Origin of the sequence: Tenacibaculum maritimum NCIMB 2154 (assembly GCF_900119795.1) — a bacterium.
GTDB lineage: Bacteria > Bacteroidota > Bacteroidia > Flavobacteriales > Flavobacteriaceae > Polaribacter > Polaribacter maritimus.
This window is the reverse complement of sequence record NZ_LT634361.1, coordinates 2,204,906-2,220,115: the sequence shown is the minus strand read 5'-3', so window position 1 is coordinate 2,220,115 and position 15,210 is coordinate 2,204,906. Positions and strand designations below refer to the sequence as shown.

13 protein-coding genes are annotated in these 15,210 nt (G+C 32.8%); 10 read left to right on the top strand and 3 right to left on the bottom strand.

Annotated elements, in window-relative coordinates; all coding sequences use genetic code 11:
- The first annotated feature begins 112 nt into the window (after positions 1-112).
- The 4 genes from tssD to MARIT_RS09850 all read left to right on the top strand — a co-directional run bounded on the left by tssD (position 113) and on the right by MARIT_RS09850 (position 3,843).
- Positions 113-1,762: a type VI secretion system tube protein TssD gene (tssD, locus tag MARIT_RS09865; protein ID WP_100211423.1), complete on the top strand. Its 1,650-nt coding sequence runs from the start codon at positions 113-115 to the stop codon at positions 1,760-1,762.
- A gap of 11 nt (positions 1,763-1,773) precedes the next feature.
- Complete coding sequence (locus MARIT_RS09860) at positions 1,774-2,283, top strand: hypothetical protein (protein ID WP_024741225.1); 510 nt, start codon at positions 1,774-1,776, stop codon at positions 2,281-2,283.
- 397 nt (positions 2,284-2,680) lie between these two features.
- The gene (locus MARIT_RS09855) at positions 2,681-3,370 is read left to right on the top strand and encodes a GIY-YIG nuclease family protein (RefSeq protein ID WP_100211422.1); all 690 of its coding nucleotides are present in this window, start codon (positions 2,681-2,683) and stop codon (positions 3,368-3,370) included.
- Positions 3,371-3,561: 191 nt separating this feature from the next.
- On the top strand, positions 3,562-3,843 hold the full coding sequence (locus MARIT_RS09850) for a hypothetical protein (protein ID WP_157926242.1): 282 nt from the start codon (positions 3,562-3,564) through the stop codon (positions 3,841-3,843).
- A 127-nt stretch (positions 3,844-3,970) separates the two neighbouring features.
- Here the strand turns inward: MARIT_RS09850 and lpdA are convergent, their stop codons facing one another.
- Both lpdA and argS read right to left on the bottom strand, forming a co-directional pair.
- Positions 3,971-5,359, bottom strand: a complete 1,389-nt coding sequence (gene lpdA / locus MARIT_RS09845) for a dihydrolipoyl dehydrogenase (RefSeq protein WP_024741227.1) — start codon at positions 5,357-5,359, stop codon at positions 3,971-3,973.
- A 31-nt stretch (positions 5,360-5,390) separates the two neighbouring features.
- Positions 5,391-7,166 carry an arginine--tRNA ligase gene (gene argS / locus MARIT_RS09840; protein WP_100211420.1) on the bottom strand — a complete coding sequence of 592 codons (1,776 nt, stop codon included), beginning with the start codon at positions 7,164-7,166 and terminating at the stop codon, positions 5,391-5,393.
- Positions 7,167-7,269: 103 nt separating this feature from the next.
- On the opposite strand from argS, the gene MARIT_RS09835 reads away from it, so the two are divergent.
- Both MARIT_RS09835 and MARIT_RS09830 read left to right on the top strand, forming a co-directional pair.
- Positions 7,270-7,794, top strand: coding sequence for a YkgJ family cysteine cluster protein (locus tag MARIT_RS09835; protein WP_100211419.1), 525 nt, complete (start codon positions 7,270-7,272; stop codon positions 7,792-7,794).
- 111 nt (positions 7,795-7,905) lie between these two features.
- Entirely contained in the window at positions 7,906-8,742 is an 837-nt protein-coding gene (locus tag MARIT_RS09830) for a sterol desaturase family protein (protein ID WP_024741230.1), read from the top strand.
- A gap of 91 nt (positions 8,743-8,833) precedes the next feature.
- On the opposite strand, the gene MARIT_RS09825 is transcribed toward MARIT_RS09830, so the two are convergent.
- On the bottom strand, positions 8,834-10,060 hold the full coding sequence (locus MARIT_RS09825) for a copper resistance protein NlpE (RefSeq protein ID WP_100211418.1): 1,227 nt from the start codon (positions 10,058-10,060) through the stop codon (positions 8,834-8,836).
- 415 nt (positions 10,061-10,475) lie between these two features.
- Here MARIT_RS09825 and MARIT_RS09820 point away from each other — a divergent pair, with 415 nt between their 5' ends.
- The 4 genes from MARIT_RS09820 to MARIT_RS09805 all read left to right on the top strand — a co-directional run bounded on the left by MARIT_RS09820 (position 10,476) and on the right by MARIT_RS09805 (position 15,135).
- Entirely contained in the window at positions 10,476-11,177 is a 702-nt protein-coding gene (locus tag MARIT_RS09820) for a toxin-antitoxin system YwqK family antitoxin (protein WP_024741232.1), read from the top strand.
- Between the two features lie 79 nt (positions 11,178-11,256).
- On the top strand, positions 11,257-12,444 hold the full coding sequence (gene mnmA, locus MARIT_RS09815; protein ID WP_024741233.1) for a tRNA 2-thiouridine(34) synthase MnmA: 1,188 nt from the start codon (positions 11,257-11,259) through the stop codon (positions 12,442-12,444).
- A gap of 123 nt (positions 12,445-12,567) precedes the next feature.
- A complete protein-coding gene (locus MARIT_RS09810; protein ID WP_024741234.1) occupies positions 12,568-14,190 on the top strand; it encodes a S8 family serine peptidase in 1,623 nt (540 codons plus the stop codon).
- Positions 14,191-15,135, top strand: coding sequence for an NAD(P)H-dependent flavin oxidoreductase (locus tag MARIT_RS09805; protein ID WP_024741235.1), 945 nt, complete (start codon positions 14,191-14,193; stop codon positions 15,133-15,135).
- Positions 15,136-15,210: the final 75 nt, after the last annotated feature.

Genomic DNA, 15,210 nt, shown 5'->3' with positions numbered 1-15,210 from the left:
TCTATGGTCACTTTTTACCTTTTTTGTTATAAAATTTATTCCTAAATTCACGCAAAAACTAATAGCCGAGAACGTTAGGTAACATTAACCAAACCAACCCTTAAAACAAAAAATGAGCTTTGTAGCCAAATTAATTATAGAAAATAAGGAAATAGATTTACTATCATATCGTTTCGGATTTAGTAAAAAAGTCAATGAACAAAGTAGGCCTATACAACTAACAAGTTTTAAAGGTCTTGAAATGGAAATTGAAGCTACTGAAAGTATATACTTTGAAGAATGGATGACTAGCGAAAGAGCTATAGAAAAAATTGAACTTCAAATTTTCTATCCTTACTTAAACGGAGGATCTAAAATTATGACCTTTTACGACTGTTATTTGATAGGTTTTCAAACCACTTTTTCCAATAGTAATGAAGAACCGATGATAAACAGGTTAAAAATAACTTCTGCAGGTGTTAAAACTCCAAACTCTGAATTAGAATACACTACTGATTGGAGAAAAACTTTTTCTATTACAGAACAATACCAAACACCGGTATATGAAACACCTGTAAATGAAATTCAAGGGGAAGAAACTGAAAAGCAACTGAAAGAAGAAATCATAGATAGTTGGTGGAGTTCTGATTTCGAAGGTGAAAATAAAATCAATAAAGCTTCTATTGGAGAAACCACCTATTTTCATATTAAAACAAAAAACATTCCCGATAATACGGAGTTAAATTTCAACTTGATAGATCAAGGGGTAAATATTATTGGAAACAAAGAGAAAATAACTGTCAATTATAAAACTAATGTTAAAAATAATAAAGTCGTTATCAATTTAGATTTAGACCCAGCTTGGGACGAAGTATTTGCTAATGAGCCTGATGTAGATAATCTTAGTGTTAAGTTATCTTGGGAGACAACTCTAAATGATATCAAAAACCCGTTACTCACTAAAGAAAATGATTTTCTAGAAATTGTAAAAGAAGGACACGGTTTTACATTTATAATATTTGAAGAAATTTTACCTTCTGGTAAAATAACTAGAAAAGTTGGAGTCCCTCCAATTAAAAACACTTCTATGTTTTTTGACAGAATAATTCATGGTACTCCTTCCGAATACTTTGGAATGGAAGCCAAAGCTCCTAATTCAGCTGCTACAATAGCAGAACATGTAGCAAACAATAAACCTTCTAAATTTTTATCTGCAAGTACACTAAAAAGTGGTGCTCCAACAATCGAAGGAACTCTTCATTACATTGATAAGAATAAATTTGAAAAATCAGGAGGAAAGATTTATAGTACTAGTGAGATTATAACTCATTTAGAAAAATACAAAGAAGGACTTTTTACAGAAAGTGCTAAAGCTAGAATTGATAAACTTATAAACGTTGTTAAAAATACAGAGCAAGAAGTATTATTAGAAGGACATGTTGCTCCAGATATGATTAAATCTAAAGGGACAATACGATTAGTAAAAGGATTAAGAGTAGTTGCCGTAGTTGGAATAGTTTTATCAGCCTATGAGCTAGGCAAAGCTACTAACGAATCTATAGAAGAAGATTCTTCTAAACCAATCGTCGCTGAAATGATTAGACAAGCTGGTGGATGGGGAGGTGCAATTGTTGGTGCTAAAATAGGAGCTTCGGCAGGTGCAACTTTAAGTTTAGTTAGTGGACCTGGTGCTATTCTGTGTGGTGCTATTGGAGGTCTTGTTTTTGGTACTGCTGGTTATTTTGGAGCAGATTGGATAGCAGACCATATAAATGAAAATTAAAATAATAAACTATGTTTTCTTTTTTTAAAAATTATAAATACAGTACTGATTTTTTTTTACCTATTCCGTGGGTAGAAAAATTACGCCCTGAAATTGATCAAAAAAAAATAAACAGAAAAGTTGTAAGTAAAAAAATAAATAAAATCTTAGATACTACATTTAATAAAAAACGTACTTCAAAAATAGGAGTAAATTATGTTTCTAAATATTATGTAGCCATTTCTGTTTATACAAAGGATATTGATTTGTTAGAAAACTTAAAAAAAGAGCTTAAAGACAACACCAATTTATACCCTTTTTGGGTAGCCTTTCCAAACTCATTTCACGGAAGTCCTTGTTGGAGGCAAGGCATTCAAGAGATTTATGCAACAGAATCTTGGCTCCCTTCTTGGGTAAGTTTAAATGAAAATGAGAAACACAAACTCTTCAAAAAATATAATGCTTCAAAAGATTGGCAAGAATGGCTCCTAGAAAATAATAAAGACCTAACAAAATATTACTTAAATAAAGTAGAATTATAGTAATTTGAATAAAAGAAGATAATATACCGATACAGTCATACCTATTCTGAAGGCACGAATAGAAAAACTAATAATACTTGTTCTATGAAAATAAAAACATTGCCTAACAATGGTAACCGTTGTACAAGCCTATAATTTTACGAAAATAGATATAAAACCAAGCCCTTTTTAGGGCTTTTGTTTTTTTTAGGAGACCTTCAAAAACTAAAATAGAATGAGCTCAAAACCAACCGCTGTTTGTTTTTAAAGAGGTTTGTATTGAATAAAATCAAAAATGATACTCTATGGTCACTTTTTACCTTTTTTGTTATAAAATTTATTCCTAAATTCACGCAAAAACTAATAGCCGAGAACGTTGTAGTTAATTAAACTCACTCTCATAAGTAAGAAAACTTGAATGATTAAAATATACGTTTTACGACTTGAAGATGATAAATATTATGTCGGACAAACAAAAGACGTGGAAGATCGATTTGGAAAGCATAAAAAAGGCAAATCAAGCTCTGATTGGACTAAATTGAATAAGCCAATTGAGATAATTGAAATAATTGAAACAAGATTTACAGAACTTTCCGAAGCAATGTTTTTAGAGAATTCAATAACGATTGAATTTATGAAAAAATATGGTTGGAAAAATGTGAGAGGTGGAGATTTTTGCACTCTTGACATCGAAAGATTAAGGTTTTTACTTTGTAAAAATTCCGACCTTGGTAATGAACTATTACCAATAAAAAACCCAAAAAGATTTAATCTAAATTATCACGGAGTATTCATTTTTGTACTTAAATTAAAGATGGGGAAATTCTTTGTGGGAACAGCGAAAAATATTAAACTTGGAATACTCAAAGAATTCAACAAAAAAGGTCATAAATGGTGCGAAATGTATGAGCCGATTGAACTGGTTTCTGTGAAAAATATATCTAAACATGATAAGGAAAAGCACAGAGATTTAGTAAACAACGAAGTTGTTTCTTTAATGAAAGAAACAAACTGGTTGAAAGTCAGAGGTGGAGACTATTTCGAACCAAATGAAATTAAACATCGAAATAAAGTTTTGTATAATACGGATATAAAAATAGATGTGTAAAATAACTAATTACCTTTTTTCTTAGAAAATTTAAGCACTTCTTTAGGTTATAAGCGATGGCAGCCATATGCATTACCTTATTTACTTGTATTAAACTAATAGTATTTATTTTTCGTAACCCCATGAACTGGGTTAGTGTCCCGAATTAATTAGGTAGTCCATATAGAGAAGAAAAAAGTACAACTTCTGGTTTGGGAGAAAATCTAGAATTTATGGATACTTCTGCTCACGAAATTGGTCACACTATTTTAAAAGCCTATGGAGGTACATTTTATTCTTATGGTCATAAAGGAAGTGTCAATACGATAACTCAATCCGAAAGTTCAAACGCAAAAGCATATCCTAAAAATGGAGAAATGGATATAATGCCATACTATACTGATAATCCTCCACTTTTTGATTATAATCGCTTTATTGCTCACGAAAAAGATATATTAAGTTTACTACGGTTAACCAAAGTAGAATTAAAATGAGAATAATGATTTTAATACTCTTATTGTTTTTAAATATTCAATGTAAAACTAAATAGTACAATGTAGAACAATAAAAAACCTTGCAAGTGTAGTGCAAGGTTTTTTATAAGATATTTATTGCAACATACTATAAATGAATCACTTCATCATAAGCATCAGCAACAGCTTCCATAACAGCTTCACTCATAGTAGGGTGAGGGTGTATTGCTTTTAACACCTCATGCCCTGTAGTTTCTAATTTACGACCTAAAACGGCTTCAGCAATCATATCAGTAACCCCAGCTCCAATCATATGGCAACCTAACCATTCTCCATATTTCGCATCAAAAATAACTTTAACAAATCCATCAGGAGTTCCAGCAGCCTTCGCTTTTCCAGAAGCGGAAAAAGGGAACTTTCCAACTTTTAATTCGTAGCCAGCTTCCTTCGCTTTTTCTTCCGTTAAACCAACAGAAGCAATTTCAGGAGTAGCGTAAGTACAACCAGGAATATTACCATAATCAATAGCATCAGTATGAATTCCTGCTATCTTTTCAACACAAGTAATTCCTTCTGCAGAAGCAACATGAGCAAGAGCAGGACCCGGAGTAACATCGCCAATAGCATAATACCCAGGAATATTAGTTTGGTACCAATCATTTACCAAAATTTTATCTCTATCAGTAATAATTCCCACATCTTCCAAACCAATATTTTCAATATTCGTTTTAATTCCCACAGCAGAAAGTACGATATCAGCCTCTATAACTTCAGTTCCTTTTTTAGTTTTAACAGTTGCTTTTACTCCCTCTCCAGAAGTAGCAACAGATTCAACAGAAGAATTTGTCATTACCTTTATACCAGCTTTCTTAAAAGAGCGCTCCATTTGTTTAGAAACATCTTTATCTTCAACAGGAACAATATTAGGCATGAACTCAACAATAGTTACCTCAGTTCCCATTGCATTATAAAAATGAGCAAATTCCACTCCAATAGCGCCAGATCCTACAACAATCATAGATTTAGGTTGTTTAGGCAAGCTCATTGCTTCACGATATCCAATTACCTTTTTACCATCTTGCGGCAAATTAGGCAATTGGCGAGAGCGAGCACCTGTAGCAATAATAATATGATCAGCGCTATATTCCGTAATACTACCATCCGCAGCAGTTACAGCTACTTTTTTGCCAGCTTTTACCTTACCAAAACCATCAATGATGTCAATTTTATTTTTTTTCATTAAAAATTGAACCCCTTTGCTCATTCCTTCCGCAACGCCACGACTACGTTTAATAACGGCTTCAAAATCTTTATCAATAGCTTCAGCTTTTAAGCCATATTCGTCAACATGCTTTAAATAATCATAAACCTGTGCAGATTTTAGTAAAGCTTTTGTAGGAATACACCCCCAGTTCAAACAAATTCCACCTAAGTTTTCTTTTTCGATTACAGCGGTTTTAAAGCCTAATTGAGAGGCTCTAATAGCCGTTACATAACCTCCAGGTCCACTTCCGATTATTAATACGTCGTATTTCATGTGTATGTTTTTATTGTTGTTTGTTTATTTTTTACATTCTTTCAGGAACTTGAATCCCTAACAAAGAAAATGCTGATTTTATAGTGTCGGCAACTTTTTTTGCCAATTGTACTCTAAATATTTTTTTATTTTGATCTTCCTCTCCTAAAATAGATACGTTTTGGTAAAAAGAATTGAATTCTTTTACCAACTCGTACGTATAGTTGGCAATAAGAGCAGGCGAATAATTTGCAGCGGCTAATTGAATAGTTTCAGGATATAAAGTTAATTGCTTAATAAGTTCCTTTTCCTTTTCATGTAGTGCTACCGTGCACTCCTTTGAATAATCAAAAGTAGCTTTCCTTAAAATAGATTGAATTCGAGCATAGGTATATTGAATAAAAGGTCCTGTATTTCCTTGGAAATCAACAGAAGCTTTTGGATCAAATAAAATTCTTTTTTTAGGATCTACCTTTAAGATGAAATATTTCAAGGCACCTAGCCCAATAATTTTATAAAGTTTTTCCTTTTCTTCTTCAGAATAGCCCTCTAATTTACCCAATTCTTGCGAAATACTTCTCGCAGTTCCTGTCATCTCATCCATTAAATCATCCGCATCTACAACAGTTCCTTCACGAGATTTCATTTTTCCAGAAGGCAAATCAACCATTCCATAGCTTAAGTGGTATAATTGCTCAGCCCATGAATATCCTAGTTTTTTTAAGATAAGGAACAATACTTTAAAATGATAATCTTGCTCATTACCAACCGTATATACCATACCATTAACATCAGGCATATCTTTAGAGCGTTGCACAGCCGTTCCAATATCTTGTGTCATATAAACAGCCGTTCCGTCAGAACGCAACACCAGTTTTTCATCCAAGCCATCACTCGTTAAATCGCACCATACAGAGCCATCCTCTTTCTTATAAAAAACACCGTTTGACAATCCTTCTTCAATAATATCTTTACCTAATAAGTAAGTATTACTTTCATAATATAACTTATCAAAGTCAACCCCAATATTTTTATAAGTAACATCAAAACCAGTATATACCCAGCCATTCATCATTTCCCATAAAGCCACCACCTCTTTATCACCAGCTTCCCATTTACGAAGCATTTCTTGTGCTTCTAAAAATAAAGGCGCTTCCTTTTTAGCAGTTTCTTCAGGGTGTCCATGAGCTATTAAGTCGGCAATTTCTTTTTTATACTCTTGGTCAAACTTCACATAATAATTACCAACCAGTTTATCCCCTTTTAAACCTGTTGATTCAGGAGTTGCTCCATGGCCAAACTTTTGCCATGCAAGCATTGATTTGCAGATGTGAATTCCTCGATCATTAATAATTTGAGTCTTATATACTTTTTTACCAGAAGCCTTGATAATTTCAGAAACAGAATACCCTAGTAATACATTCCTAACATGCCCCAAATGTAATGGTTTATTAGTGTTAGGAGAGGAGTATTCCACGAGCATTGCTTGTTCATTTTTAGCAGTAGCTTGCAGTCCGTAATTTACATTTGTATGAATGCTATTGAAAAAATCCGTATAAAAGCGATCGTCAATCACTAAATTTAAAAAACCTTTTACCACATTATAATTTGTAACTTCCGGAATAGCAGCTACCAAATAGTTTCCCAAGTCTTCTCCAATTTGAACAGGATTCCCTTTTTTATACCTTAATAAAGGGAAAACGACTACAGTAATATCACCTTCAAACTCTTTACGAGTAGCCTGAAATTCTACCGATGGGATTGCTACTTGATATAAGGATAAAAATCCTTCTTTTACTTTGGTTTCTATTAGATTTTGAATATTCATTTTGCGATTGAAAATTGAAGAGCAAAATTACATAAATTATTTTGATTTTTTCGCGCATGGTATTTAAACTGATTCTATCAAATTATATAAGTATTTTTGCCCAATGGATAAAGATTTGGAGCACTTACCCAAACTAGCAAAAGAAGCGGTAAAAGAGAGTAAAAAATATTTTGCTACATTAAAAAAACGTACCCCTAAGCATTTAGATGTATTAATGCAGGAATTGCATGAAGAAGAGTTTGAAAAAACAGACTGCTTAACGTGCGGAAATTGTTGCAAAACAACCAGTCCAATTTTTACAGAAAAAGATATAGAACGGATCGCGAAACATTTACGAATGAAGGTACGTGATTTTGTAGCACAGTATTTAGAGAGAGATGCGGATGATTTTATGGTATTGAAAACTGCACCTTGCTCATTTTTAGATACGACTGATAATACGTGTTTTATTTATGACGTTCGTCCAAAAGCCTGTGCAGAATACCCGCATACCGATAGACGAAAATTTATTCAAATAGCAGATTTAACACTAAAAAACACAGAAATTTGCCCTGCAACTTATAGAATCATAGAAAAATTAAAAAAACGTTTACCGCTAAAATCGAATCCGAAAATAAAAAGAAAATAATTTATTTTACATAAAAAGAAACAAGATATTGTTTTGATATATAGATGTTTATGTATGTATTTATTGTGGTTTTAAGTGATTTTTTCTTACTTTTAAAGAAAATATTTTTATTTGGAAACAATACTAGCTTATTTTGAAACCATTCCATCAAGTCATAGAAGTCTGATTTTGGTAGGAGGAATCAGTTTTTTTTGGATAATAGAAGGCGCCGTTCCCTTATTTGATTTTAAGTATAAAAAATGGAAACATGCAATTCCAAATTTATTTTTTACAGGAACTACAATTATCATCAACGTTGCACTTGCTTTTTTATTACTACGAACAGCAGATTGGGTAACCGTAACTAATTTTGGAATAATTAATTGGTTGCCAGAAATGCCTTTATGGTTATATGCTCTTTTAGGAGTGTTACTATTAGACTTTTTTGGTGCTTATTTAGCACACTTTACAGAACATAAAATAAAATTATTATGGATGGTGCACTTGGTTCATCATACAGATCATAAGGTAGATACAACGACAGCCAATAGGCACCATCCTTTAGAAAGTATCATCCGATTTGCATTTACGCTATTAGGTGTTTTTATAGTAGGCACTCCTATTGCTATTGTAATGTTGTACCAATCAATGTCGTTGATATTTACGCAACTAACGCATGCAAATATCAAAATGCCAAGAAAGCTAGATAAGTTATTGAGCTATTTTATAGTGTCTCCCGATATGCACAAAGTACACCATCATAATTTATTACCTTATACAGATGCTAACTATGGAAACATCTTTTCTATTTGGGATCGACTTTTAGGTACTTATATGGAACTTGATCGTGAAAAAATAGTATATGGAGTTGATACTTTTCCTAATGAGGTTAAAAATGGAGAGATAAAAGAGTTGTTAAAGCAACCATTTCAAGGATATCGAAGACCAACAAATATTGAAGAACTATAAAAAAAGTATCTTATTTTATTATAAAAAGCAGCTTAAGTAATGACAAACTTAAGCTGCTTTTTAAAACGTATCGATATTGGTGCAATGATTGTTATTTATTCCACCAAAGCACAAAATCATCTATTTTAGCATCAAGAGGTATTTTACTCGAATCAATCGTATTGGTAGTATCATCCCACCAACCTTTATTCAATTCACTTTTTAAAATACTAAAACTAGCATTAATTTCATCAACGATTAATACAATATGGGTTTTGGTAGGTTCCATTTTATCAATAGTATAAGCCTTTTTGATAGCCCCATATGTAGCATGTTTTGTAATTCCTTTTTCTGTTTTAAAAAAGGGGCTAAGAACAAGAACCCTATTTATTTTTTGATGTACATTTCCTGTGTCTTTTGGAGTAATCGTAAAAAGAGGCTCACCGTAGTGTCTAGATATTTCATAGTCATCATATATAGCATCTTTAAATTCACCATATCCTTCTTTTTTTTGTATTTGTGCAAGCGGAAGTTGATGAAGTACTTTGCTGATGGTAGTTTGGTTGTTAAAAACACCAATACTATTATTAGTAATGGTATTTTTCATATAATTTCCGGCAATAGAGCTGCCACCCCTACAATAGAACATCATAGTAAATCGTTTTTCAAAATCAGAGGTAAAAACTTCCACTCCCAAATTATCATGAGAAGGAGCAATGTACATCTGTATAGCTTCATTGTCGCTCTTATGAGCGATATTTACCCAAAGAGTATCATTTTTTTTATGGGCAATTCCTTTGAAATTACAATTTTTAAACCCATTAACTTTTGAAGCAGAAAATTGGACATCAAAATTTTTCCCTTTAGGTTGAATAGATAGTGTATTTGTATAGCCCCCTTTTGATTCGTTAAAGGTTTCGTATGCTCCTATAAAATTAAACTCCTGTTGTTTTTTTAGTTCATAGTAGCTCGCAAATTGGCCAGTAGCAGCTTTTAGGTCTTCGCCAAGAAAAGACAACCTGTTCTTTCCTATAAGAAAGTAGATGCTTCTGTTACCTTCTTTTAAAGTAAGGATCTTTTCTTTAACGCTATAGTTCCCTTTTTCTATATAATGCCCCTTTCCTAGATAAGTAGTTTCATAGCGAAAAGTATTGTTTTTAGTAAGCAGCAAGCTCACTTGAATGCCACTACAGTCGGCACAAGGAAAAGTACCTTTATAAAGTCCCTCATAATCCAAAGCATATTCGGTAGAGTGCGGAGCTACCATTTCTTTTTGCTTATTTGTTTTACAACTGCTAAAGAAGAGGCTAATGATTAAAATATAAAAAAAATGATGCATGATAAATAGTGATGTTAAAAATTGGTTGTTTTTTATTAGGTAGTGATGATTTCAAAAAACGCGCCAAACTGATAGTAAATGTAACATAAAATTTACAGGATAGATGACTTCCTTTTTTTAGAAAGACCATACACCGTAGCACTATATAAATTAACAAGAATTGCTATGCTAATCTTAATACATGTATTTCAGTAAGTTAGTAGTAAAAAGGCATTTTGCCATGTTTTTTTTAGGTATTTTATGATTGCACGAATAAAGTAAATAAGAATGTTTAAATAAAAAGCTAAAGAAGCGGAGCTGTAATATTCATTATTTTTTACGATTTAGTTTCCTGTTTTTTTAATTGAGTAATAAAAGAAGCTACTTTTAGGTTGGTATGGTTTGTGTATATTTGTTCTCGAAAAAAATCTAATTTATGTTAAAAATAAAGAGATTACTGTTATTTCCTACTTTATTCTTGCTTTTTAGTGGAATAGAAGTACAAGGGCAAAAGATAAATCAATGCAACGAAAACGGTGAACGAGAGGGAATTTGGCGAAAGACCTATAAAAATGGGAAAATTAGATATGAAGGCCAATTTAAAAATGGGAAGGAAATAGGAGTGTTTAAGTATTATGATATTAAAGCACCGAGGAAACCAGTAATGATTAAGAAATTTTCGAAACATTCTGATTCTGCTGAGGTTAAATTTTACACTCTTTTAGGAAAACTAAAAACAAAAGGAACGATGGTAGGTAAGAAAAGGGTAGGTAAATGGAGTTACTTTTTTACCAATGGAAAATTACTTTCAGAAGAGTTTTATAAGAATGGGCAGTTAGATGGCGTTTTGAAAAACTACTATAGTAATGGGCAGGTTACAGAAGAAAGCAATTACAAAAATAATGTAAAGCATGGCATTTCTAAGAAATATACAGAAGATGGCATTTTGATAGAGGAAGAAAATTATGCAGCAGGAAAATTAGAAGGCCCTGCTAGGTACTTCGATTTAAAAGGAGGAATTAAAGAAAAAGGAGTTTATAAAGAAGGAAAGCGAATAGGGAAATGGGAGTTTTATATGGATGGAGAAGCTGTTTCAAATTCAAAGAGAAGACGAAAGCATACCATAAAAGTAGAATGATTTCAAGAAAGGGAATCATTTGGTTTTTAACCATGAAATTGGCTATAAATTTGTAAATTTGTAGCCAATTTTTTTTAAAATGAAAAGAGTAATAGTAGGACTTTCAGGAGGGGTAGATAGTAGCGTAACCGCTTATTTATTAAAAGAACAAGGATATGAGGTAATAGGCTTGTTTATGAAGAATTGGCATGATGATAGTGTAACAATTTCTGATGAATGCCCATGGTTAGAAGATAGTAATGACGCTATGATTGTAGCTGATAAACTAGGAATTCCTTTTCAGGTAGTAGATTTAAGTGAGCAATACAAACATCGTATTGTGGATTATATGTTTGACGAATATGAAAAAGGTCGAACACCTAATCCAGATGTGTTATGTAATCGAGAAATAAAATTTGATGTTTTTATGGACATAGCGCTAGGATTAGGAGCAGATTATGTTGCAACGGGGCATTATTGTAGGAAAGCTGAAGAAGAAATTGGAGGTAAAACAGTATATAAGTTGCTGGCAGGAAAAGACATGAATAAAGATCAATCTTATTTCTTGTGCCAATTGTCACAAGCCCAATTGGAAAAAGCCTTGTTTCCCATAGGTGAACTAACCAAGCCAGAGGTTAGAGAAATAGCTAAAAAAGCAGCTTTAATTACAGCCGATAAAAAAGATTCCCAAGGTTTGTGTTTTATAGGAAAAGTTCGACTACCTGAATTTTTACAACAGAAACTACAACCTAAAGAAGGAGTTATTGTACAAATACCAAATGATTTTTCAGAATACACAACCTCAATTCCAGAATTTGGTAGTAAAGAAGAAGAACTAACATATTTTTCGAAGAAATTTGTATATCATAAAGAAGCTGGTAAGGTAGTAGGAACGCACCAAGGAGCTCATTATTTTACTAAAGGACAACGCAAAGGGTTGGCCGTTGGAGGTACTAAAGAGCCTCTTTTTGTGATAGAAACCGATGTAGTTGAAAATGTAATTTACGCAGGAGAAGGAAAGCTCCATCAAGGCTTGTATAGAAATGTGTTGTTTGTGTCAAATGAAGAGTTACATTGGATTCGAGAAGATTTAGCGCTTCAAGAAGGAAATTCAATGCAAGTTGAGGCGCGTATTAGATATAGGCAAGCCTTAGAAAAAGCTACTTTGTATAAAGTAAAAGAAGGGATGTTTGTGGAGTTTGAAAACAAACAATCCGCCATACAAGAAGGGCAATTTGTAGCTTGGTATGTTCATGAAGAACTTTTAGGGTCAGGGGTTATTTCTTAAACTAAATGAATCAAAAATAACCATACACCATTTTTAAAAGTACTTCCGTAAAAAAGACGATTTATTCGTTTGTTTTTAAAAGGTAAAATGGTATAAATAAGAAAAAAGTAGTAATTTCGATATATGAAGAAATTACTACTTTTTTTACTTACGGCGTACACAACTACTACATCTTACTCTCAAGAAGATGCATGGGTTTTTTTAAAAGATAAGCCGAACGCAGCTACCTTTATAGCAAACCCATTAACAATGCTTTCTCAACGGTCTTTAGATAGAAGAGCAAGACAAAATATAAACATAGATAATAAAGACGTCCCTATAGATGCAGGCTATTATGTACAAATAAAAAACAAAGAAGGAATTACAGTAAAAGCAAAGTCCAAATGGCTAAATGCAATTCATGTACAAGGTAACGAAGCTGTGATAAGGGCATTGGAAACAGATTTTAATTTTATTGATAAAATAGAATTTGCTAATAAGAATCTGAGCAAAGGGAGAAATATCATAGCAAAGAGTAATAATACGAATCGTTCAAATAAGTTCGCTGAAATTACCACAAACTTTGATTACGGTAATGCAGCCAATCAAATACAAATGTTAAAAGGAGACTTTTTACATAGAGAAGGGTTTACCGGTACAGGAATGCAAATAGCAATTATAGATGCAGGTTTTCCCAATGTAAATACATTAGCCGGCTTTAAACGATTGCGAGATAATAATCAGATTTTAGGAGGGTACGATTTCGTAAATAGAAATGTAAATTTCTATACAGGGCATTCTCATGGAACTCATGTGTTATCTGATATAGGAGGATATATAGAAGGAAGTTTTGTAGGAACAGCGCCAGATGCATCTTTTTATTTATTTATATCAGAAGATGCTGCTAATGAGGTACCTCTGGAAGAGAGTTTATGGGTAGAAGCAGCGGAAAGAGCCGATAGTTTAGGAGTAGATGTTATTAATACTTCTTTAGGATATACTACGTTTGATAATGCTAAGTATAACTATACGTATGCCGATATGGACGGTAAAACCGCTTTTATAACTAGAGGGGCTGAAATAGGAGTTTCAAGAGGAATGATCTTGGTCAATGCTGCTGGGAATTCGGGAAATGATAGTTGGAAATATATTGGAGTACCTGCAGATGCACCATCAGTATTTACTATCGGAGCTGTAAACTCATCAAAAGGAATTGCCAGCTTTAGTTCTTATGGTCCTACTTCAGATGGTCGAGTAAAACCAGATGTGCTAGCCCAAGGGCAATCAGCCTATGTAATTGATTATAGAACAGGAACACCGAGAACTACTAATGGTACGTCTTTTTCTTCTCCTATTATGGCAGGAGTTGTTGCGTGTTTTTGGCAAGCCTTTCCTAATAAAACACATGCTGAAATTGTAGATATTATAAAAAAGTCAGCAGATAGATATAATGCACCAGACGATCGTTATGGATATGGAATCCCTAATTTTGAATTAGCAAAGCAAACATTGAGTATAAAACCTTATACTTTACAAGATTTAGGAATTACAATTTACCCTAACCCTGTAGATGAATACCTTAATTTTAAGATAGATAAAGGAAGTTTGGAAGATTATAAGGTAAAGGTGTTTTCTGTTTTAGGAAAGCAACTATTTTTTGAAAATAAACGGAACTCTATGGATATTTCATCTTTAAAGTCAGGAGTTTATATATTAGAGTTGAGTAAAGGAGCTTTGAGAAAAACGGTGAAGTTAATTAAAAAATAAATGGAAAATAGCATAATAAAACTCTTGAATATAAAATATCCAATTATTCAAGGGGGAATGATTTGGGTTAGTGGATGGAAATTAGCATCGGCAGTTTCTAATGCAGGAGGATTAGGGCTGATAGGAGCAGGTTCTATGTACCCAGAAGTACTAAGAGAACATATTCAAAAATGCAAAAAAGCAACAGATAAGCCTTTTGGCGTAAATGTACCAATGTTATATCCTGATATTGAAAAAATAATGGATATTATAGTAGAAGAGGGTGTAAAAGTTATTTTCACTTCTGCTGGAAACCCTAAAACTTGGACCTCCTTTTTAAAAGAAAAGGGTATTACAGTAGTGCATGTGGTAAGTTCCGTAAAATTTGCATTAAAAGCAGAAAAAGCAGGGGTTGATGCCATTGTTTGTGAAGGTTTTGAGGCAGGAGGGCATAATGGAAGAGAAGAAACAACTACATTTACATTGATTCCAATGGTAAAAGAGCAGGTTCAAATACCTGTAATTTCTGCGGGAGGAATAGCTTCGGGTAAAGGAATGTTAGCAGCAATGGTTCTAGGAGCGGATGGGGTTCAAATAGGTAGTAGATTTGCCGCTACAGAAGAATCTTCAGCACATAATAATTTTAAAGAAGCAATCATAGGCGTTAAAGACGGAGATACTCACTTGACTTTAAAAGAATTGGCTCCTGTACGTTTGGTTAAAAATGAATTTTATAAACAAATTCAAGAGTTGTATCAGAAGTCCCCGTCTATAGAAGAACTAAAAGAATTGTTGGGAAGAGCGCGCGCTAAAAGAGGAATATTTGAAGGAGATTTAGTAGAAGGAGAATTGGAAATAGGGCAAATAGCGGGCCTAATTCATAAAATTAAACCGGCAAAAGAGGTTGTTAAAGATATTATAAATGAATTTAGAGGTCTCCAATCATCTGTTACTTCGTTATTATAATAATTATCTGTAAATCGAAATATTAGAGATCAAATCAGGGTTGCTTTTTTAAGTAACGCTGATTTTTTTATATGG